We start from the raw sequence: 21,472 nt of genomic DNA on the forward strand, positions 1-21,472 counted from the left end.
GGGGGCTAGACCAGTAAAAGAAACTATCGAAATTCCTTTTTGCGAATCCATATATAAAGAAAGTATCATTGAGGAAGGAAAAACTATTATTGGCAGAAATAAAGAAGTTCGTCTTTTATTGGAAAATATTGAACGATATGAAAATCAAGGGGTTTTATTGGTGGGCGAATCGGGTGTTGGAAAAACCAGCATCATCAAAAATTGGATTGCCTATTTGCACGAAACGGATGTAAACTTTTTTGAAGAAACCATTGTTTTGTCATTAAATTCATCAAAATTAATGGCAAATTGTGCCAATGAAACGGAAATTTCTAAAAAACTAATCGAAATTTTTGAACGCATTACCAAAATAGGCAAAAGCATTCTTTTTATAGATGATATTCAGGTGATTTTAAATGCAAATAACTCCAAATCGAATGCGGTTGTTTCTATTTTGAACACCCAACTTACGGAGGGAAGCATTAATATTATTGCAACTATTGATGCCGACTCGTATCGAAAATTGATTGAAGGCACCCGAATCAGTAGTAAACTCGAAACCATAATAGTAGAAGAGTTAGAACAATCACTTTTGTTGGAATGTTTAAATCTGTACAAACAAAAATTAGTAAAACACTATAAAATTGAAATTCTCGATGAAGTAATTTCCGAAGCCATTGGGCTTTCTAAACGATTTTATAAAGAGAAAAAACTGCCTTATGGAGCCATTGATTTAATAGACAGAACGGCATCTGCAGTAACGGTTTCTAACCATAATTCTTTGGCAGAAATTGTAAAACTAAAAGAAGATATAGCCGATTGTGATGCCAATGATGAAAGCAAAATCAATCTTTTAACCAAAGAAATTTACAACCGAATAAGTTGTGTGGTTTTGGGCAGAATAGATGCCGTTGAAAGCAAAAAGAAGGATAAGAAAGCAGTAATTACACATCAAGACCTTGAAAAATTAGCAAACGATATTGAAGAAATTGCTAAAGAAAAATTCGTAAAAATTACCAAACAAGAAATCATGGCAGTGGTTTCCAACGCAACAGGAATTCCGCTTGGAAAAATCAATTCGGGCGAAAAAGAAAAACTGCTCACCATTGAAGACAAATTGCAAGAACGAGTAAAAGGACAAGCCCACGCCATCAAAACCCTGTCGGAAGCCATCATCGAATCGCGAAGTGGATTGAGCAACCCGAAACAACCCATCGGCTCATTTTTCTTTTTGGGACCAACAGGAACTGGAAAAACAGAATTAACCAAATCATTAGCCGAATTATTATTTGACGACGAAAATGCAATGATTCGTTTTGACATGTCCGAGTTTAAAGAAGAGCATTCTGCCGCACTTTTATATGGAGCTCCTCCAGGCTATGTAGGCTATGAAGAAGGTGGAATGTTGGTCAATAAAATTCGTCAAAAACCTTATTCTGTGGTGCTTTTCGACGAGATTGAAAAAGCCCATTCTTCGGTTTATGATGTTTTTTTACAAATTATGGACGAAGGAAAAATTCATGATAAATTAGGGCGAGAAGGCGATTTTTCTAATTCAATAATCATTTTTACATCAAATATCGGTAGCCAATGGATTCAGGAGCAGATAGAAAATGGTCATTTGCCCACTTCCAACCAATTGATTGACATCATGAGCAATGACTTTCGTCCAGAATTTTTAGGTCGTTTAACCGAAGTGGTGCCTTTTGCTCCAATCAATATCGAAGTGGCAAAATCCATTTTTAAGTTGCATTTAAGTCGTTTGCAAGAACAATTAATTGCTATAAAAAACATCTCCTTTGAATTGTCAGACGATGCCTTGGAATATTTAACCAACAAAGGATTTTCAAAAAAATATGGGGCTCGCCCCATTGCTGGAGTGATAAGAACGTATTTGAAGAAAACCATTTCAAAACTCATAGTTTCTGAAGCTATTTTAGAAAACGAATCGATTGTTTTGGATATAAAAAATGATGAATTTATTTGGGAAAAGAAGTAAAAATTTGTTTTATGAGCATTATTAAACCCTTTGTAAAATATTCTTTAAAAGAAGGTGACACTGTAGAAAGTGTTGCCAAACAATTTGATGTTAGCGTTAATCGGCTAATCATCATGCACGACATTTGTGTAGAAATGCACGATAAAATAAAAAACCCAGAAAATGGTTTTCCAAAACATTTGACGGAAATATTTATTACTTCAGAAACTTTAGAAGATTACACAAAAAAACAGTTAATGTTAAGGCATCGTACCCCTAAAATAATATTTTATAGACCCACAAATAAAAAATTAGAATATGGCGTTCAGTTTAGCATAAATGATAATGATGCAGTTTCAATATTAAAATTTCAAACGAGTATCCAGTATATAGAACGAACAGAAGATAAGTTGAATTTTATATTAGCAATAGACAGAACTTCAACAACTTATTTTAATGATGAAGACACTTCAATTATTGCCGATGAATTGGCTGCATTAATGGCTTCGGTACTTTATCCGCTACAAATTATTGCAACGGCACAAGGTCAATTTATTGGATTAAATAACTATGAAGCTATTATAAAACGATGGGGAATTGTTAAAGAAAAGATTCTTAAAATTTATGAAGGCGAATGGATAAACAACTATATAACTTTAAACGAAAGCACGCTTGCAGATGAAAATTTATTGTTTCAATCACTACAAAAAGATTGGTTTTTGGCAGCTTATTTTAATGCTATTTACACGGATCATACTAATGAATACGCTATAGAAAGAGCTATTCATTTTCCTGTAATTGCTCAAATAAGTCCATTGCAGTTTACCGTAAATCAAACTCTGAACGAATATCTTGATGACAATGGCAATGTAGTAATTGAACAAAGAGGAACATTATCAGACGACAGAAACAAAGAAGATTTAGAAAATAATTTGAATGAAGCTATTTATGGTTTGATGCATCCAGAAGATAAAAAAGCAAATGGAACTTTTATTTCCAAATATTTTTTAAACCCAACAAATAATTTAATTGATACTTTATTTATTGCCTCTTCAATTGAATTAGATAAACCACAAAAAATTGAAATTGTGATTTCAAAAATTGAAAATAATTAACAATTATGAGCGAGAAAAGTATAGTAGTACAAGGTGCCAAGCTAAAATGCAAGTTTAGCGAAGACCCTAGCAAAACCGATGTGTTGAAGGTAAAAACCCATTCAAAACATTATGCCAATGACAAAGAGGGTAGCGATAAATTGATTGCCACAACCAAAGACATTGGGCAAACTTTGGAAGCCAACACCTTTGGCAAATGCAAAAAACAACCCCTACCTTTTGGTCAATACAAACCCTGCCAAGCGGTAATTACAGAATGGAAGGATTTTTATGAAAAAGTAACGCTATCCAACCAAGGGAAAATTCTGTTGGAAGACAGCAAAGCCACTTGCCCCATTGGCGGACCCGATTGTATTGAGGTAGATTTTCATGGGCAAAAAACCGAAGCTTCCAGTCAAAATGCCAAAAATGCCAACCCACAAGTACAAGCGCAACTAAATCCCATGGTAAATTTGAAAGATATGGAAAAGCAGCCGAAGCATGAAGGAATAGAAGACAGTTCAAACAGTAGTAAATAATTTTAGAATTATGGCAAAAGGAGTAAAAAAAATAAAATGGGTACCAAGAGAAAATGATGCAAAAGTTTTCCCTACACTTTCTATAGCTAATAAATTATTAGTTATTGAACCCAACAAATGGGCTTGGTTTGAAGTAAGCGAATGGGAAGATGGCACCACCCCACTAGACAAAAAGCAAGACATTACTTGGATACGGCAAGACAAAAGTAATTATATCATAGGGCAAAAAACATTGCCCAGCGATAATTTTTATGGAGTAAGGTTAACCAAAAAACTCTGTGGGCCTTATACCTACTACCTAGAAGCCAGCTCCACTGGAAAACCTGATGCTACAAAAAATAGAGGTTTGAAATATAGAGGGCATTGCCCCGAAAAAATTGTTAAATGCGGTTGGAGCAAAACCAAAGGCAATACCGATTTGACCAATCAAAATGATAATAATCATGGATTAGCTTATGGTGAAGCAGTGTATTTGCACATGGAGACCGAAGGGTTAAACGGGGCAAAACTTATCGTAGAGGTTTGGAACGAAATGTTTAAAGGCGATTATAAAATACGAGAAATATATGATGCTGAAGTATTAGACGGCGAGGTCAACCTCAAGATCCCCAATACCCATCTTTGGAGGTCAGATATTAGTATGTTGCAAGAAAACGAAGAGTTTTATGTAAAAGTAAAAACCCCCTCTGGCAGGTATATTACCGATGGCAATAAAGAAACCGAATTTGGCAAATATCTCAATATTAAAAACAAAATAGTAACGCCAAAATTTGAAGTACCAAGCAACCAAACTCCTCTAAAGATTGGCGAAAGTGGAAAAAATCATGAACGCTACGAACCCTGCAAGTTCGATGCCATACAAATAAAAGATACAGATGCTGATAAAAAACCTGTTACCGTAACCGTTTTTGAGGGAGGGAAAACCAACGGGAAAGCCCTTAAAAAAGTGAGACATCCTGCAGAAAAAATAACCAAATCAATACTTTTTGAGTTTGATTCAGCTGTAATAAGTACAGAAGGTCAAAAAGTATTAAATAATGTTTTGCAATTTTTGTTAGAACACCAATATTCCGATTTACATCTTAGTGGCTATGCCTGTGTAATAGGCAAAGAAGCATACAACCAGCCATTATCCGAGAGACGCGCCAATGCGGTAAAAAAGGTTCTGTCTGATGGCAAGTTAGACCCAAAGCGCACCCTCGCAAAAGGATATGGCGAAGCCTATCATAAAGACGGAGTTACAACCCCAAAAGTTGATGATGACAAAAAAGGTGCTGACAACATAAAACACAAAACCAAAACAGAAAATATTAATGCTCGCCGAGTTGATATTTCATTTACATATTTTGGTCATGATGCCAATACAATGGTTTATGAAACCATAGCGCCATCCGTTACGACCAAGAAAGAGCTAGAAATAGAAATCATAGGTTTTGATACCAAAAAATGTTTTCAAGAAAAGATAAAACAACACAAACAGCTAACCCGTGTTATAGACATTGGCCAAATAGAAAATGATGGAAATGATGTAGTTCAAAAATTTGAAGCTCCAAAATTTCCAGTTAAAGTATATTCCGATTTACGAAGAGTCAATTTGTTTCCGTTGGAGTTTATATGGCCAGCAAGTACCACGCCTAATAAGGTTTATATACACACACTCTTGCCGTTGGTACTCCAACCCAAGTAATGCCACAGTAATGATAAAAGTATATCCTGATATTAAGTGGGAGTTGGCTCTTGAGTTTATTATTAACGCTTCAAACTATAAGGCTGCAAATATGCCTGCTGGATCTATTTATCAAAAGCATAATGAAAAAGCTAGAGAAGCTGGTTATAAGCGATGGCAGATGAATGAAACAGGTAAAGTACCTATTTCGATAGGTATTGGTTTATCTGCCGAATGGAATGACGGAAAATCAAAAAGAAGTTTTACAAATGAATTTGAAGATAGAATAAAAATAGTTGCAAAAGTAATTTCTGGTGCTATAAATATATTACAAGAAGCTATAAATTACGCCCAAAGTGCTGCTAAGACAACTGCAATTCCTGTGGGGTTCGATATAAGATACCCAAAATTCACAGTAGTAGGCAAATGGTATTTAGACAGAATAAACAACTTACCGACATTAAATACCGTTGGCGAAGTTGGGTTTGGTTTTAAACCCTTAATAGGAGCAGAAGTCGTAATTGATATTATTGGACTTGCAATTGCAGCTGGTTCATACGCAACAACTGGCAACCCTGCGGCTGCTAGAATAATAGGACAATGGAGAAGCAGTTTAGATAAACTAGGTGCATCAGTAACATTTACAGCTACTTTTTATGGAGAGTTAGAACTAATGATTGATGCCCTAAAAATAGATGCTATTAATGGGATTGATATGCAAGGAAAAACTATTATAGAAGGTAAGATGGGAGCAACTATAATATTATCGATAGAAGTTGGAGGTAAATTTAAAAAGAAAAAAATGAAAGAGATTTTACCCTTTAAAGCTAAGGCTAGTTTAAAAGGAGATGCTTATTTTGGAGGTGAATTTGTAATAAATTCTGATGAAAAAGGACTTTTTATACAATTAACAGCAAAATTTTCAGGTGTAATGCTAATAGGGGAAATTGAGGGTGAAATTGGCTGGTGGAAATCTAACTTTAAAATAGAAGAAAAAATTATTGAAAAAGCTGAACATAAGTTCGATAAAAATTATTTTTAAAAATTGAATGATAATAAAATGAAAAAAATTGAAAAACCATATTATGAAATAAATGGTAATTTATTTTGTACTGCTGAAATATTTATAAACGATGTAATTGTTGATGAATTTAAAGGTGAAGAAACTCAAGGGAAAGAAAGATTATCAGGATTAGTTCCTATTAATCATGTATTACTACAGAGTGGTAAATATAACGTAACAGGTAAAATGTATCCTAGATTTAAAGAAAAATCATTGACGTCAGAAAATTCTTATTTAGGAATAGATTTTTATTGTGCTGAAATTGAAAATTTAAAATCAACAAGATATTCTTTTCATCCTTCAATAGAATCCCCTTGGGATGGATTGAGTGAGAACATCAATTATCCTTATTTTGAAATTGCTACCGAAATAGAAGTAGAACTTCCGTTTGTATTAGACGGCTGGCAAAACTCGGTAGATTTATCCAAACAAGATAAGAATATATTATTTAAAGGCGTTTTGGCTTATTACAGACAAATCCATGCCTTACTAAAAGAACACAATGCGGTAAAATTTTTAGAGATATCACAAGAGAAAATGAAATTGCAAGAAACAGCATTTTATTTTGACGAAGAGAGAAAAAAAAGCTTTAGAGAAGGGGCATTGGCATTATTTAATCAAAATTTAGAAGTAGAACCATTAATAGAAAGTGAATTGAAATTGGAAATTATGGGCTATGGAAAATTGGTTCGACTTATGAAGTTAGATGGTTCGCAACCGTTACAATTTAAAAGTCCTAATATAAAAGAACAAAGCAATGTAGAACTAGAAGTTAAACTACACATGCGTAATGTGGATAAAGGATTTAGTATAATATGACAACACTAGGATATATTACAATATTAACTTTAGTATTCTCTATACACACGGCTTATAAAATCTTTATTAAAATATCTAATAAAAAATATAACTACGAAGATTTTTTAAATTATAAAAAAGAGTATGGCGAATTTATAAACGAATCGATTGATTACAATTCATTTTTGAAAATGAATCAAAAGAAAGACAATATAGTTATTAAATTTATTCAACTTTTATTTATTTCTTTAATTGTAATAGCAATGAATATGCTATTTGTTTTTTTGTCTCATAATTTTTATTGGCTAAAAGCATATAAAAGTCTTTCAGAAAAAAAATATGAATCAGTAGTAGTAGGATATAATATAGAAGTATCATATGGTTCTTCATTTAGAAGCTATTCGCCAAGAAAAATATTAATTTATTACCCCAAAGTAAAATTCATTGATGAAGCAGGAAAACAGATAATAAAACAAGGAGATTTAGGAACCAATGACAAAAATAAAAATCCAATTGGTGAAAAGTTAATTATTACGGATAAAAAAGAAAATGATTTTGTAAATATTATTGAAGTAGATTGGGTCTTTTTTATTGGAACCATCTTTATCGGAATAAATTCTTTCTTTTCTTCTCTTATCTCGTTATATCCTTCAAATCTAAATTTGAAACAAAGAATTGTTAAGTCTTTTTATTTTGGAATATTAATTTTTAGTATAAATCTAGCCTGTTTGATGGTTCTAAAATTTTTACAAAATTAATACTATAAAGCATCTATTTCTTTAAGGACAAATTATATTACTAAGAGGAAAAGTAACGTTTTAGAGAAATAACATTAGTACTTTTAAATGAAAATTTGGAGGTAAACAGTATTAGGGTTTAGTATAATATAAAACACATGGAACGAAGAAAATTTATAAAACAAACTACTTTTGCAATTGCGGGCATTAGCATGATACCTCATGTGATTTCCTGTTCAGGCAAAACTTTAGACATAAGCGAGTTATTAGGAAAAATAAATCAAAATTTGCTCGATTTTAGTAAAGAGGGCAATGATTTTTTCTCATATTACTCATTAGAAAATCATTTTAAACACGAATTTATAAAAGGAAACCAGGCCTTTTTGTTTGAACAGCAAAACAAAATAGTTGGTTTTACCATAAAAGAAGAAGGAACTTCTAATGCAGAAAATTACATCGAAAAGTTAACCTCGTTGTATGGACAAAAAAATAAGGTTATTGATAATCTATTCGGAACTGAATATCTTTGGAAAGCAAAAAATAAAAACATTAAGTTGTGCTATACAAAACCTTATGAAGGATTAGAACAAAATATGCATTATAGCGAGTATGATGCCAATAGTAAATTAATAGTTTTTTAATAGCTTGTTATGGAAGTAAATTTAGACTACAGCGTAAATATAATAGACGGCGAGGTAAACCTAAAAATGGGTAATACTTCATCATGGTTTGTACATGCACGAAACGATATTGAAAAGTTTTATGTAAAAGTAAAAACAGGCAACCGCTACATTACCGATGGTAAAGATGCCATTCATGCCCGTTTTTTACAGATGAAACGCGATTTGGTAACACCCGCATTTGAGGTTTCTACTAATAATACACCGCTAAAAATAGGGAAGGCTGACACCAATGTAAAAAATTATCATCCTTGTAAGTTTGAAAAAATAATTTTGACCGATGGAACCGATGCACCTAGTACCGTTTTTGAAGAAGGAAAAACGTCTCTAAAAAAAGAAACAACAAGCATAAGATACGAAAAGCAAGAGGTACTATTTGATTTTGACAAACACCTTATTAGAGCAGACGCACAAGCGGTTTTGGATGAGTTGCTACAATTTCTAATCAAAAATGAACACTTAGCCATAACCCTATCAGGTCATGCAGACGACAGAGGCGAACTGGATTATAACCAGCGATTGTCCGAAAAAAGAGCCGATGAGGTGCGCTTGTACTTATACAAAAAAGGACTAGACAAAACCAAATTTACAATTGCAGGTTATGGCGAGGCACGACCAAAAGTGTATGCCAACACCGAAGCCTCGCATCAAAAAAACCGAAGAGTAGTTATAGAATTTTCGTATGTAGAGTACAATGCCCAAGTAATGGTGTACGAAACCGTGGCAGGGTCTAAACAAAATAAAAAAAATATTAAACTAAAACTAGAAAAACTAAACAACCAACAATGCTTTAGAGATGGCAAAGAACGCCACACAAAAGAAATAATTGTAAAAGAAAACACCAATTTGGGATCTAAAAAAGAAACCAAAACTGGCGACCAAATAGCCTATGAGGTATTTTCTTATATTGGAGCTGATTTTAGAGGAAATTACTAGCTATACCTTTTGGATTATCTTAACCCTTTGGCTACAATACACAATTCATTTTTGTTTCACATCAATACGTGTGCCTATTATGCCAATAAAGAAAATCCTACCTTGCAAATTAAGGCTTATCCAGATGTGGTGTGGATAGGGCATTTTCAGTATAACGGCGAAGAAAAGCCAATGGATTATTTTTTTCATGATAAAAAGTTTGATTTAGAACAAGGAATTACTACTGCATTAAATGAACTCAAGAAAACTGTTTTTTATAAAATTTGGCGAATAATACCCGCTAACTTTATTATGGAGCAAACGGTAATTAAATATATCGAAGACCAAGCCAAAAGTTATATTTATGGTATAGATACCATACACGACCGTACGCTAGAAAAAACAGGCGAAGAACTTTCGTTAGTAGGCACACATACCAATCTTTTGACCCAAACCCAATACACCAAGTATGCCGCAGCGGCAGTGATTTATGAATTTGTAGTAATTGGAATTATTATAGATTTATTGATAATATACCTTACCCGAGGCAAAAGTTTAGAGGGCAGGATACTAAAACTGGCTAATAATTTAAAAAAAGCCCAACAATACATTAAATTAATGGAGGACGCTGGTATTGAAATAATCCCACCCTCTATTGCCATTAATGCCGGAATGTATTACAAAAAACAAAATGATGGCAGACTGGCTTTGGTGTATGAAGCCAACCTAAAAGCCGATCCTTTGGTGGCTCTCAACTACAAAAAAGAATTTGATTTATTGAGTTTGATTACTAAAGGAATAGAAAACATAAAAGGAGCCAAACACCCAAAAGACAAAAAAGTAAAAGAAAAACTGGAGCGAAATAAAGAAAATAACAATAGTATTGTTGAACATTTTAAGAGTATTTGCGTACCTACTATTAAAGGGTCTATAGACGTTACAGGCAGTATACTATTTGAAAAGAAAATACAATACAACCTGCTTACTAATACCTATACATTTACCGACAAACTAGGCAACCTTGTACAAACCGCCTACAATGAAGTGATTATTAAGAAACAGATTGATTTTAATACTACTATTAAAGGAAAATTCGATGGAAAATTTGAATTTTTTAGATTAGAAACTTCATTTGAAGGAAAAGTAGATTTTACACTAAAAGGAAGTACAGGAATAAAATTAAGCTATGGTTTAGATAATAAAGGTGGTAGAGGCTTATTTGTTTCCAAATCCTTATACTGCTCTGGTGTAGAGGGAACGTATTTAGGTAGTTTAAAAGTAAAAGGCAGTCTAGGAGATATTCTTGATTGGTCTTCTAATGAAGGTAAACCCACACCATTTACCTTAATAGAGCCTTTTGAAGTGCCTTTTTTTGATATTCAATTGTTTAAATCGTAAAAAAATGAAAAAAATAATTTTAAGTTTACTAATAGTAACGAGTATGCAAAGTTGCTCACAAAAACCAGAAACAATGATAAACCAAAATCCAAACATTACAGCAAACAATATAGTTGATGAGATTGCAAAGCAGGTTGTGCATTATCCATCCGAAAAAATTTTCAAAATAAAATACTCTAATGATGCCTGTTATTTTGAAATGTATGTCAATGGAGTACGAGTATATAAAAAATCTAATAGAGTTTTGGGGAATACTGCTGTTGAAATCAATCACTTGCTTTTTTTTAAATCAAGAAAGTGTACTGTTACTTACAAAATGTATCCTATGTTTGAGACTAAAGAGTATCCCAAAATACTGAATACGTTTGTAGATGAAACAGATTTAGAACTCATTTTAAAATCCTATGATTTAAAAAATGAGGAAGCTGATGATATAGAATATATCAAACACAAAGCACCACAAAAAGAAGAAAAAGTAATACCAGATTATTCTAGATATAAATTTGCGGAGGCAGGCAAAACCTATTACGAAGGCAGTTTTGATTTTGATGTAGCTGTACCATATGAATTGCACCCGCCATTTGAAAATGCCCAAGATTTACGAAAACTAGATCCAAAACAATTAGAAGCAAAACTATTGAAGAAATACAAAGAAGTTTGGAATGTATATCAAAATAAAGAATATGATAATATTGCGAGGTTAGAGTATAGCGCTCTTAAAGATTTATATGTTTCCAATTACGATTCTAAAGAAATAATTAATGAAAATATTTCTATATTATTTGACAAGATATATAATAGAACGACTTTCCAAATGCAACCCATAGAGAAATATAAAATAGAATTTTTTGCAAATGGCAAAATGGCTGCTTTAATGCAAGATACTAAAGATAATCGTTTTAGAGGAAATAATGCTTTATGGGCAAAAGTAGATTATGATGGAGGACTAAGGCCTTATTTCTTAAATATTCATTGTTACATACCAGAAGGCGAAACGGAGTTTAAAGTGTATTAATATGAAACAAATAATGGCAAACCTACACCATTCACATTAATAGAACCTTTTGAAGTTCCCTTTTTCGAAATTCAATTGTTTAAATCATAGAAAAATGAAAAAAATAATTTTAAGTTTAATACTAGTAATGAGTTTGCAAAGTTGCTCACAAAAACCAGAAACCATGATAAATCAAAATAAAAATATTACATCAGATAATATTGTAGAAGAAATCACCAAAGAAGTGAAGCATTATTCTAAAGAACCTATTTATGGAATATCTCATTTAGGAGATTATTGTTTCTTTGAAGTTTTTCTCAACGGCATGCCCGTATTTAGAAATTTTGATAATAATGTACCTGACGCATTTGAAATTAACAATTCTATTTTTAGAAATGGGCAACAAAAAGTAACTTATAAAATGTATCCTGTCGGTAAAAATGTAGAAATGGAAGTCGATTACAATACTTTAGTTGCTGATTCAAAATTAAAATTAAGATTGTATTCATATGATTTAAAAAACAAACAAGCTCATGATATAGAATACCTAAAATATGAAGCCCCACAAATAGAAGAGAAAGTTACAGCAGATTATTCTAGATATAAATTTGCAGGGGCAGGAAAAACTTATTATGAAGGCAGTTTTGATATTACTGTAGATGTTCCGTATGAGCTAAACCCACCATTTGCTGACGCACAAGATCTACAAAAAATGAATCAAAAAGAGCTGGAAACAATGGTGCTGAAAGAATACCAAAAAATACGGCAGATATACTTAAATAAAGAAAAAGACAATATTGCAAAACTAACCTACGAACGTTTAAAAGATGATTTAGTAGCCGATTATGCAACGCCTGAAAAAGTAAAAGCAGCTTGGAATCAGCTAAATGAAATAATTATACAAGGCGATGTTGAGATATTACCAGTAGCAAACTACAAAATGGTATTTTTTGCTGGTGGTAGATTGGTAGCTTTATTTACAGATGATTCTAATCCTGAAATCCGAGGAGGAAATGCTTTGGTTTGTAAAGTAAAATCTGGTGAGTTTAAGAATAGTATATTCGAGATAAAACATTTTCTATACATCCCCAAAGGCGAAACCGAGTTTAAAGTATATTAATATGAGAATAATTTTAAAAAAAATAGTGTTTTTGTTTTTGGGAGTTAGCCTGATAGCTTGCTCACAAAAAAAAGAAACCATGATTAAACAAAACCCAACAATAACCGCCGATAATATAGTAGAAGAATTAACTAAACAAGTAAAGCATTATGATAAAGAAGTGATGTACAAATTTAGAATTGAAAGCAAATATGCCTTTGTAGTAGTTTTAATAAATGATATTCCTGTATATAAAAACAAACCAGATGAACCTAGACACCACCCAAATAAAAAAACAAGTAAACTCTAATCTTAGAGCCGAAATTTTGTTTTATGAATTGCAACAAATTCTTAAAACAAATAATCATGTCTTTGTGAAATTTGTAGGCGTTTCCAAAAGAAACCAATCCAAAGATATTGTGGATATTTCCACCATTTTATTTCAAGACGAAACAGGATTTACCAATGAAGCGGTAGTCTTGCATTTAACAAAAAACAGCATTTATCATAATTTGCCTGAGCTGCTGTTTCATCCGTTGAGTATTAGCAATGCCACAATGTCTAATAAAGAAATTGTAAACGAAGTCAAAAAAAACAAGGAAATAGAAGAATCTACTTTAGATTTTTTTATGCCTTTGGACAATGAATTATTCAAGCTAAATACCAAATTATTAAACCGAAGTCTTCATTTATTTAATGATAACAACGCATTGTTTTTTAACATTCTTGATGAACTTTTAGCCATTGATTATCAATTGAGTAGCCGTCAAAAGCAGAACTTATTTCTATTGCTGTGTGAAGGCGATAAACGAAAAGAAAACCTGCCCGAACTTGAGCAACTTTTAAGTTTATTGCTTGAAAATCCTGTAAAAATGAAATATAAAAAACATGTAATCAATCAATCGCCCTATTTAGGATTAGGCAATGCTGTTTTAGGCTTTGATTCAGGGCTTTGTGGTGCATTTGAAAGCGAAATTGATGATTTAGAAGTAACCCTATTTTTTGATGGATCAATAGATTACGATATTTTGACAAAAAAAATTGATTTAACCAAAAAAATAATAGAATTTTTTGTAATTTCGTGTCGAAAAATTCACATTTTATTTTTTAACAATTATCAATTAGGCATCAAACTTAACGAAAACTATTTAGGCATTAACACAATTATTTAAACCATGACCACACTACTTCCATTCTTTTTAAAATATCTCTTGGCACCTTTTTTAATTCTGATAATTTCTTTTATTATGGGGCAATTTTCAGATATAAAAGTAAAGATTAAATCGGCCATTATCTTTGTGCTTTGTTTTTCAATTTTAATAGCCATTACCAGTTTATTTGCTTTTTTTAACAACGAATTTATTTGGTTTGGATTACTATTTTCCATTCTTTATTATATTCTTTTAGGCATTGGATTGTTATATTACATGAATACCAATTTTTTTAAAGGCATAGGAATTATGGAATCATTGCTTGGTAATTTTTTCATTTTCCTAATAGTAACCATTTTATCTTGTTGGATCTACTATTTAGTATTCAATTTAATCGCTATTTCTAGTTATGTTCATTATATTATGTTTACTATTTTATGGGTTTTTGTCCCGTTTTTATTTTCAGAATTAAAGCAAAAATACATTGCCATTCCAGATCCTTTTTATGGCTGTTGGAATGTAGGAAGTGGGCGTACAGACAATGAATATTGGGACAATATTGACAAGTTTCATTTGATGCAAGTCTCCATAAAAATCAAAAAAAGAAGCGACTCAGAATTTTTCTCAAAATTTGATGTAAAAATAGCTCAAGAAGTAAATCTGGGCAGTTGGTTTGATAAATTTATTGAAGACCAAAACTATCGTTTTCCAAATGATGCGATTGAAACCAATGCGAATGACATCAACATAGGCTGGATTTTTTACACCTCAAAATACTTTAAATTTCCACTATTCATAAGAAATTTAGACCCCACAAAACCAATTGCTGAAAGTGACATAAAAAATAAACAAGTAATTTTTGCTAAACGGGTTACTTTGAATAATGAAGATGAGAAAGAAAATCTAATTGAAAATGAAAAATCTACCAACAATGGATAAATTTCAATTTATAAAACATCCAATAAAAGAGAACGACACCATAGAAAGTGTTGCACAACATTTTGATATAACTACCAACTATTTACAACTTGTACATAATTTGAATGTAGATGTTTATGACAAAATAAAAAATAGTAGCGGTTTTTTTCCAAGTCATTTAAAGGAAATTTTTATAGATGAAAGCACCTATCAATCTTTTATTGAAAGAGAAAACGAAAAACGACCTAAAAACAGCCCCATTTTAGAATACAAACCAATAAAAGGGAAAACAATATACAATGTTTTCTATACTTTTTTAGATGACGAAGAACAAACGAATATCAGTTTTCAAACCAGTATAGAAGGCTTAAAAAGCGATCCTAAAATAAATGGTTACATAGTTGAAATTGACAGAACATCATTAACATTACTAAACAATGAAGACCCTGAATTAGTAATAGACGAACTTGCTCTTACAACAGCAAAAGTGATTTATCCGTTGCAAATTATTGTAAATTATAGAGGAAAATTTATAGATATAAAAAACTATGAAGAAATTATAAAACGGTGGGAAATAGTAAAAGAAAACATTCGAGATAATTTTGAGAGTGAGCAAACAGAAATCTATATTATTAGTACAGAACCAAGCCTTAAAAACAAAGAAACATTATTAGCATCGTTAAAAAAAGATTGGTTTTTAAATACTTATTTTTCAGAAATTTATATAAATTATTATTCCAAATACAAAATTAATAAAACAATATATTTTCCTGTTGTTTCTGATTTTGAGGGTTTTGAGTACGCAATTGTACAAGAAATGAATAAATATGCTGATGATAAAAATCAACTAACAATTAGTCAAAATGGAAAAATTGATAATGAAATTAAAAAAGATTTATTTGCGATAAATGGAGAATTTGAAGCAGAATATTTGTTAAACCCAGTAGATAAAAGTATAAAAAGTATATTTTTGCAATGTTCCTTGGAATTTGAAACGCAGAAAAAACTATCAATAACAATAAAAAAAAATAAAAAGGTATGAGCGAAAAACACATTGTAGTACAAGGAGCAACCGTAAAATGTAACTTTAGTGTGGAACCAAAAACGGATGTTTTAAAGGTAAAAACACAAACCAAGCATTATGCCAACGACAAAGAGGGTTCTGAAAAATTGATTGCCACTACCAAAGATATAGGACAAACACTTGAAGCCAATACTTTCGGTAAATGTAAAAAGCAACCTTTGCCCTTTGGGCAATACAAACCCTGTCAGGTAGTTATAACAGAGTGGGCAGCTTTTTATAACAAAGTAACCCTCTCCAATCAAGGCAAAATATTACTAGAAGATAGTAAAGCAACCTGCCCAATTGGTGGACCCGATTGCATAGAAATTACAAAACACGGGCAAAAAGCCGAAGTAAGTAAGCAAAATGTAAAAAAAGCCAATCCAGTAATTCATAATCAGCTTAACCCATTGGTTAATATGAGCGAGTTTCAGGAATCGATGGAAAACGAAGACGGAATTTGTAGCTAACAAACAAAATCAACAACTATGTCATTAAAAATATACGGTAATCTATCTCCAGCAGTTGGAAAAGAAGAAAAATACACCATAAAAGCACCTTTTGAAGAATTTAATCTTTTCCCACCCCCTTTACAACCCATTGACCATAAAGTCAAATGGTATATTTATGTTTTAGAAAATGGGAAATGGCGAAAAACCAAAGAAAACGAGAAAACTGGAGAAACTGTTTCTTATACCTTTACCCAAAAAAGTTTGAGCCGAAAAGGCATAAAAATAGAAGCTCAAAGAGGATTTGAAACTGCGAGCGAAGTTATAAAACCACAAAGAGCTGAAGAACAAGCAATTCTAAAAGTGGAGCTTTTGAACGCTCAGGAAAACAAGCCCACAAAACCATTTTCGTATGGACAAACCGTTGTTGCTAAAGCTACTTGCACAGGAATGGAATATCAAATGATTAACCTAACCCTTTGGGAAGACGATGCCAAAGGAGCAGCACATAGCCCAATAAACCAGAAAAACAGAGCCACAACCAAAACAGTAGAAGTAAAACGAGGTATTGCAAAAACCAGTTTTAAACTTATGCCAAGTTTTGCAAAAATGGCAGAAGCCTTTCAAACAAATGGTGGCGAAGGTAAACTACACGAATATTATGTAACAGCATCTTTGAGAAATTTACAAAGTGCAAGCAACAATATAGATGTGAACGCACTAGAAGAGCCAGCACCGCCAGTTAAGAAAAAAATACCAGTGCAAGACCCTAAAAAACCAAAACCTAATGTACCAAAACCAAGCACACCAACAAAATCATCAGTAAAAAAAGAGATTACAGAAGTAAAAATCTTTAAAACCTCCGACACCACTTTGAAAGTCCACGTTTATTACAACGGATTGCAAGGCAAAAAAATTCGTTTTAAATTAATGGAAGACGACGGTGGTTATTTGGTAGATGATGAGTTGATAAACCAGGTATTTGACCTACCAAAAAACAGCGATTGTATGTATATTGACATCGATTTAAAAAAGGTGTCAAAAAGCAAAGGCGATGATATGTTAGAAGGCAGCGAGCAAGAACTTTTTGTAGATATTGAGGTTTTAGAAACAGCTTCTCATCACAAAACCGCAACATTAAACGTTAATAATTCTGGTTTCAAACAAGATCCTGTGGATGATACTAATAAAGTGGTGAAGGTGGCGGTTGAGGAGAAGAAGAAAGAAGATGGAACTTGTGAGTGTAAGCAATATGATTTGATTTGGGGAGATAAAGTGAGTTGTGATGAACGGAAAAAAGTAGTTGAAGTTTCAAAAAACTTAGGAGTTAATCCAAATTGGTTAATGGCTGTCATGGCATTAGAAAGCGCAAAAACTTTTAGTCCTTCGATAGATAATGGTATAGGATATGTAGGATTAATTCAATTTGGTAAAGATGCTGCTACTACAGTAGGAACAACACAAAGTAAATTAATAAAAATGACATTCATAGAACAAATGGATTATGTTCAAAAGTTCCTAATTGGTAATAAAACTAAATACAAAACTCTTGTAGACTTATATTTATCTGTTCTTTATCCTAGTGCATGTGGACATGGAAGTGAAAGAGATTATGTTGTTTTAAAAGGGAAAGCTTATAAAAACAATCCATTATTTTTTGAAGAAGAAGATGAAATAACTAGAAATAGAAAAGGCAAGATTATTAGTAGACATCCTAAAGTAGGTGGAAATACTTATGTTTGGGAAGTTGACTTAGCAATAAAGTCCGTTTATGCACAAGGCTCACCTCACAAAGCTAAAATTTTTAGTTGTGGGGTCGACACGCAAAATAAAACTCAATCAAAATGTAAATGTAAAAAAACACATATTGATTTAAGAGATTCTATAAAATGGCAATCTCAATTTGATTCACAATGGGGAAATAGAAGTGCACAAAATGTAGCTTGTTGGAAAACCTCTCAACAAATATTGACTAAATCAGGGTTAGGGAGTACTTCAGGGTATCCTACAGGTGCAATTCAATTAGCTAAAGAAACTGATAATCATACCAAAATTAGTTATTTACCTGAAGGATTAAAAGCAGGGATTAATTATATTGATCAAGAATTAGAAATCAATCATCCAGTTTTAGTAGGTGTAAATCATGATTTAAATTATCGCGGTGAAAAGAATGTAGATCATACAACTGATCATTTTGTGGTTATTATCGGTAGAAATTGCGATGATAAGGGAGCTTTTTATTTGTTTTATGAAGTTGGGACTTCTTATAAACAATCTGGGGCAAGTGATGACAATAAATTATATATATTAACAGATAGGATAGAAGGCAAGACTTCATATAATTCAGCTAAAACATACCAAATTTCACAAGTAAGACTTAATAAATAAATTTATGAAACACAATAACTTCACATTGATTTTAATTTTCTTGTCAGTCTTATTAAGCAACTGCAAACAAGACAACCAAGTAGATGATTTTAAAGTAGATAATAAAAAGGAGGTTCATATTGAAATTAATTCTAGTAATTCTTTTATAAATAAAGAATATTTAGAAATTGTAAAACAAGGTAATCAATTTAAAACAAGCAACTCTTCAGTTCAAAATCATATAAAATTAACTGGTGCTTTGTTATCAATTGAAATCATTGAACCCACTGAATATCAAATTAAAAAAATAGAAACCATTTCAGAAAACGAAATCAAAATTTTTATAAAAAATCAAAATTTTTATTATAAAGTAAATCTCATTGATAAAAACAAAGGAATAAGTTTTTGGCAAAATTATGATTCGGCAAATAATAAAATTGATAATGATTTATCATTTTATGCTATTGAAAAAACGAAATCATTAAATACTGAGTTACCAAAAGCCAATACTGAGTATAGTAGTGAAGAATCAAAATGGTTTGGAAATTATTATTTAGAATTAGATGCAGTAAATGGAGATGGAAATAATATCAAAAATAAATTTTCAATAGAAATTAAAGATTTAAAAAATATAGTTTTAAAAACAAATAAACAAAAATTTCGAATTAGTGCTGATTTATATGACGAAAAATCTATACAAGGGGATATTATAAATGATGATAAAAATCCACTATCAAAAATCTCTCCTTTTCTAACTCTTTCATTTGAAGATGGTGTTTATTATGTCGTTTGTCCAATTATGGCAAAGGGACAAGGTTTTAGTGATGAGAAACATGAAATTGAAAAGAACTAAAATTTCAGAAGTAAACATATTGTGGTTTTTTTACTGTTTTTTATAAATTTTTTAAAAAAAATGTTTCAAAAAATGTTTCTTCTTCAAAGCAAAACAAAAGCAATGTTACAGATACCAACACCTCCCCCGAAAATCCCTTCGCAAGGCACGTAAAAAAAGTAACAAACCTATTTTAAGTTCCTTGACATATTGAGAACATACAAAAAAGATAAATAAAACATCTAGCTCGTGCAAGAAGCGAGCTAGAAACCTGAGTTCGATTATTAATACAAAGCTAACTGATTGGTTTCCAATTTATCAAATTTGATTGATGGTTTTTTTGGAAGGAATTGATAAGCTATTATTCCAGCAATTAGATTACATAGAAAATTTACTACTGAACGATGTCTTGAGTGTTCTACTTGACAAATGTTTTTTAATTCATCGTTAACAGTTTCAATTACAGAACGCTTTCTCAATACTATTTTGTCGCTCATTAACATTAAACTGTTCTTCATGTTATTTCTAATACTGGTTATTAACTCAACGCCATCCACAAAAAGTAATTTCTGTAACTCCTTGGATATGTAGCCTTTATCTCCAAATAGTTTACCAAAAATGTCTTTCAAAAAACCTTCATTTTTTAAAGGATCTCGGTCGTCTACATTAGCTTGAGTTACACAAAAACTCAGTATTTCACCTTTGTCATTAATAACGATGTGCAATTTGAATCCGTGAAACCAGCCCATTGTTGATTTTCCTGTTGTAGCCACATCTTTAAACACTTTATTTCGGCTAATTCTTTTATTTTTACAAACCCTAATTGGTGTTGAATCTACGAACGATATTCCAGTGCAATTACCTAAACAACAAGTCTTTGCAAACATTGTCATAGGTAATAAAACAGATTGCATTAGCTCAACGAAACGGTTGTAAGATACCGTATTTGGAAACTCATTTTGCATATGTTTTTGAACATAAAAGATGTAAAAATGCTTAAAACAACGAAAACCGCTTAAATGAAAAAGATAATAGATAGTAATCACTTCTGCTGTACTCATACGAGGCTTTCTCTTTGGTTTATTGCCAATTAAAAAAGAAGCGGTTGTTTTTTCAAAATTTTTACAAAACTCGTCTGTAATACAAAATAAATCCGTAATTTTATCGAAGCAAATCATAAGGCAAATTGTTAGTTAAATATTTGTGATTCAAGACTTTAAATATACTAACTTTTGCCTTTTTGTGCAAATATTATTTACACTTTTTTGCGTTTTTTTACTTAAAAATTATTAATCGAACTCAGGTTAGAAGTTTTTATAAAGGACTTAAATAGTCAAAGAAAACGGCAAATGGCGCAAAACCAAAAAGAACGACAAAACGGGCACCACGGCTTCTTACACCTTCAAGGAAAAAAGTTTGAGCCGCAAAGGCATAAAAATAGAAGCTCAAAGAGGATTTGAAACCGCAAGCGAAGTTATAAAACCACAAAGAGCTGAAGATCAAACAATTTTAAAAGTAGAACTGTTAGACTTAGATGGTAATAAACTCACAAAACCATTATCGTATGGACAAACCGTTGTTGCTAAAGCTACTTGCACAGGATTGGAATATCAAATGATTAACCTAACCCTTTGGGAAGACGATGCCAAAGGATCAGGACACAGCCCAATAAACCAAAAAAACAGAGCCACAACCAAAACCGTAGAAGTTAAACGAGGCATTGCCAAAAAAAGTTTTCGAGTTATTTACATA

At 31.7% G+C, this 21,472-nt stretch carries 20 protein-coding genes and 1 pseudogene; 20 read left to right on the plus strand and 1 reads right to left on the minus strand.

Features of this window, described 5'->3' with window-relative positions:
• The 19 genes from B0A58_RS02390 to B0A58_RS02480 all read left to right on the plus strand — a co-directional run.
• A partial coding sequence (locus B0A58_RS02390) for an AAA family ATPase (protein ID WP_106408024.1) occupies positions 1-1,978 on the plus strand: 1,978 nt, incomplete at its 5' end.
• Positions 1,979-1,989: 11 nt separating this feature from the next.
• Complete coding sequence (locus B0A58_RS02395; RefSeq protein ID WP_133063057.1) at positions 1,990-3,072, plus strand: hypothetical protein; 1,083 nt, start codon at positions 1,990-1,992, stop codon at positions 3,070-3,072.
• Positions 3,073-3,077: 5 nt separating this feature from the next.
• Positions 3,078-3,590: a DUF4280 domain-containing protein gene (locus B0A58_RS02400; RefSeq protein WP_089079727.1), complete on the plus strand. Its 513-nt coding sequence runs from the start codon at positions 3,078-3,080 to the stop codon at positions 3,588-3,590.
• Positions 3,591-3,600: 10 nt separating this feature from the next.
• A complete protein-coding gene (locus tag B0A58_RS02405) occupies positions 3,601-5,277 on the plus strand; it encodes an OmpA family protein (RefSeq protein WP_089079728.1) in 1,677 nt (558 codons plus the stop codon).
• A gap of 10 nt (positions 5,278-5,287) precedes the next feature.
• A complete protein-coding gene (locus B0A58_RS02410; protein ID WP_089079729.1) occupies positions 5,288-6,298 on the plus strand; it encodes a hypothetical protein in 1,011 nt (336 codons plus the stop codon).
• 18 nt (positions 6,299-6,316) lie between these two features.
• Positions 6,317-7,138, plus strand: coding sequence for a hypothetical protein (locus B0A58_RS02415; RefSeq protein ID WP_089079730.1), 822 nt, complete (start codon positions 6,317-6,319; stop codon positions 7,136-7,138).
• On the plus strand, positions 7,135-7,875 hold the full coding sequence (locus B0A58_RS02420) for a hypothetical protein (protein WP_089079731.1): 741 nt from the start codon (positions 7,135-7,137) through the stop codon (positions 7,873-7,875). The genes B0A58_RS02415 and B0A58_RS02420 overlap by 4 nt, the downstream gene beginning before the upstream one ends.
• Before the next feature lie 137 nt (positions 7,876-8,012).
• Entirely contained in the window at positions 8,013-8,495 is a 483-nt protein-coding gene (locus B0A58_RS02425; RefSeq protein WP_089079732.1) for a hypothetical protein, read from the plus strand.
• Positions 8,496-8,504: 9 nt separating this feature from the next.
• Positions 8,505-9,470: an OmpA family protein gene (locus B0A58_RS02430; protein WP_089079733.1), complete on the plus strand. Its 966-nt coding sequence runs from the start codon at positions 8,505-8,507 to the stop codon at positions 9,468-9,470.
• 27 nt (positions 9,471-9,497) lie between these two features.
• Complete coding sequence (locus B0A58_RS02435) at positions 9,498-10,847, plus strand: hypothetical protein (RefSeq protein WP_089079734.1); 1,350 nt, start codon at positions 9,498-9,500, stop codon at positions 10,845-10,847.
• Positions 10,848-10,851: 4 nt separating this feature from the next.
• A complete protein-coding gene (locus B0A58_RS02440) occupies positions 10,852-11,862 on the plus strand; it encodes a hypothetical protein (protein WP_089079744.1) in 1,011 nt (336 codons plus the stop codon).
• A 94-nt stretch (positions 11,863-11,956) separates the two neighbouring features.
• The gene (locus B0A58_RS02445) at positions 11,957-12,961 is read left to right on the plus strand and encodes a hypothetical protein (protein ID WP_089079735.1); all 1,005 of its coding nucleotides are present in this window, start codon (positions 11,957-11,959) and stop codon (positions 12,959-12,961) included.
• A 79-nt stretch (positions 12,962-13,040) separates the two neighbouring features.
• Positions 13,041-13,250, plus strand: a complete 210-nt coding sequence (locus B0A58_RS02450; protein WP_141841315.1) for a hypothetical protein — start codon at positions 13,041-13,043, stop codon at positions 13,248-13,250.
• Complete coding sequence (locus B0A58_RS02455; protein WP_089079737.1) at positions 13,207-14,112, plus strand: hypothetical protein; 906 nt, start codon at positions 13,207-13,209, stop codon at positions 14,110-14,112. Before B0A58_RS02450 ends, B0A58_RS02455 begins: the two co-directional genes overlap by 44 nt.
• Before the next feature lie 75 nt (positions 14,113-14,187).
• Positions 14,188-15,030, plus strand: a complete 843-nt coding sequence (locus tag B0A58_RS02460; RefSeq protein ID WP_243389432.1) for a TssN family type VI secretion system protein — start codon at positions 14,188-14,190, stop codon at positions 15,028-15,030.
• On the plus strand, positions 15,023-16,051 hold the full coding sequence (locus B0A58_RS02465; protein ID WP_146870371.1) for a hypothetical protein: 1,029 nt from the start codon (positions 15,023-15,025) through the stop codon (positions 16,049-16,051). Before B0A58_RS02460 ends, B0A58_RS02465 begins: the two co-directional genes overlap by 8 nt.
• Complete coding sequence (locus B0A58_RS02470) at positions 16,048-16,542, plus strand: DUF4280 domain-containing protein (RefSeq protein WP_089079740.1); 495 nt, start codon at positions 16,048-16,050, stop codon at positions 16,540-16,542. The genes B0A58_RS02465 and B0A58_RS02470 overlap by 4 nt, the downstream gene beginning before the upstream one ends.
• Positions 16,543-16,560: 18 nt before the next feature.
• The gene (locus tag B0A58_RS02475) at positions 16,561-18,909 is read left to right on the plus strand and encodes a hypothetical protein (protein ID WP_089079741.1); all 2,349 of its coding nucleotides are present in this window, start codon (positions 16,561-16,563) and stop codon (positions 18,907-18,909) included.
• A gap of 4 nt (positions 18,910-18,913) precedes the next feature.
• Complete coding sequence (locus B0A58_RS02480) at positions 18,914-19,741, plus strand: hypothetical protein (protein WP_089079742.1); 828 nt, start codon at positions 18,914-18,916, stop codon at positions 19,739-19,741.
• Between the two features lie 263 nt (positions 19,742-20,004).
• On the opposite strand, the gene B0A58_RS02485 is transcribed toward B0A58_RS02480, so the two are convergent.
• The gene (locus tag B0A58_RS02485) at positions 20,005-20,898 is read right to left on the minus strand and encodes an IS982 family transposase (RefSeq protein WP_089079743.1); all 894 of its coding nucleotides are present in this window, start codon (positions 20,896-20,898) and stop codon (positions 20,005-20,007) included.
• Positions 20,899-21,136: 238 nt separating this feature from the next.
• On the opposite strand from B0A58_RS02485, the pseudogene B0A58_RS02490 reads away from it, so the two are divergent.
• Positions 21,137-21,472: pseudogene (locus B0A58_RS02490) on the plus strand (hypothetical protein); the annotation flags it as partial.

The organism is Flavobacterium branchiophilum NBRC 15030 = ATCC 35035, from assembly GCF_002217205.1.
Lineage (GTDB): Bacteria > Bacteroidota > Bacteroidia > Flavobacteriales > Flavobacteriaceae > Flavobacterium > Flavobacterium branchiophilum.

What these genes read in the sequence shown, in the direction of transcription:
- B0A58_RS02395 (WP_133063057.1), top strand. Translation starts at nt 1,990, where the DNA reads ATGAGCATTATTAAACCCTTTGTAAAATATTCTTTAAAAGAAGGTGAC.
- B0A58_RS02400 (WP_089079727.1), top strand. Translation starts at nt 3,078, where the DNA reads ATGAGCGAGAAAAGTATAGTAGTACAAGGTGCCAAGCTAAAATGCAAG.
- B0A58_RS02405 (WP_089079728.1), top strand. Translation starts at nt 3,601, where the DNA reads ATGGCAAAAGGAGTAAAAAAAATAAAATGGGTACCAAGAGAAAATGAT.
- B0A58_RS02410 (WP_089079729.1), top strand. Translation starts at nt 5,288, where the DNA reads ATGATAAAAGTATATCCTGATATTAAGTGGGAGTTGGCTCTTGAGTTT.
- B0A58_RS02415 (WP_089079730.1), top strand. Translation starts at nt 6,317, where the DNA reads ATGAAAAAAATTGAAAAACCATATTATGAAATAAATGGTAATTTATTT.
- B0A58_RS02420 (WP_089079731.1), top strand. Translation starts at nt 7,135, where the DNA reads ATGACAACACTAGGATATATTACAATATTAACTTTAGTATTCTCTATA.
- B0A58_RS02425 (WP_089079732.1), top strand. Translation starts at nt 8,013, where the DNA reads ATGGAACGAAGAAAATTTATAAAACAAACTACTTTTGCAATTGCGGGC.
- B0A58_RS02430 (WP_089079733.1), top strand. Translation starts at nt 8,505, where the DNA reads ATGGAAGTAAATTTAGACTACAGCGTAAATATAATAGACGGCGAGGTA.
- B0A58_RS02440 (WP_089079744.1), top strand. Translation starts at nt 10,852, where the DNA reads ATGAAAAAAATAATTTTAAGTTTACTAATAGTAACGAGTATGCAAAGT.
- B0A58_RS02445 (WP_089079735.1), top strand. Translation starts at nt 11,957, where the DNA reads ATGAAAAAAATAATTTTAAGTTTAATACTAGTAATGAGTTTGCAAAGT.
- B0A58_RS02450 (WP_141841315.1), top strand. Translation starts at nt 13,041, where the DNA reads ATGATTAAACAAAACCCAACAATAACCGCCGATAATATAGTAGAAGAA.
- B0A58_RS02455 (WP_089079737.1), top strand. Translation starts at nt 13,207, where the DNA reads ATGAACCTAGACACCACCCAAATAAAAAAACAAGTAAACTCTAATCTT.
- B0A58_RS02460 (WP_243389432.1), top strand. Translation starts at nt 14,188, where the DNA reads ATGGGGCAATTTTCAGATATAAAAGTAAAGATTAAATCGGCCATTATC.
- B0A58_RS02465 (WP_146870371.1), top strand. Translation starts at nt 15,023, where the DNA reads ATGGATAAATTTCAATTTATAAAACATCCAATAAAAGAGAACGACACC.
- B0A58_RS02470 (WP_089079740.1), top strand. Translation starts at nt 16,048, where the DNA reads ATGAGCGAAAAACACATTGTAGTACAAGGAGCAACCGTAAAATGTAAC.
- B0A58_RS02475 (WP_089079741.1), top strand. Translation starts at nt 16,561, where the DNA reads ATGTCATTAAAAATATACGGTAATCTATCTCCAGCAGTTGGAAAAGAA.
- B0A58_RS02480 (WP_089079742.1), top strand. Translation starts at nt 18,914, where the DNA reads ATGAAACACAATAACTTCACATTGATTTTAATTTTCTTGTCAGTCTTA.
- B0A58_RS02485 (WP_089079743.1), bottom strand. Translation starts at nt 20,898, where the DNA reads ATGATTTGCTTCGATAAAATTACGGATTTATTTTGTATTACAGACGAG.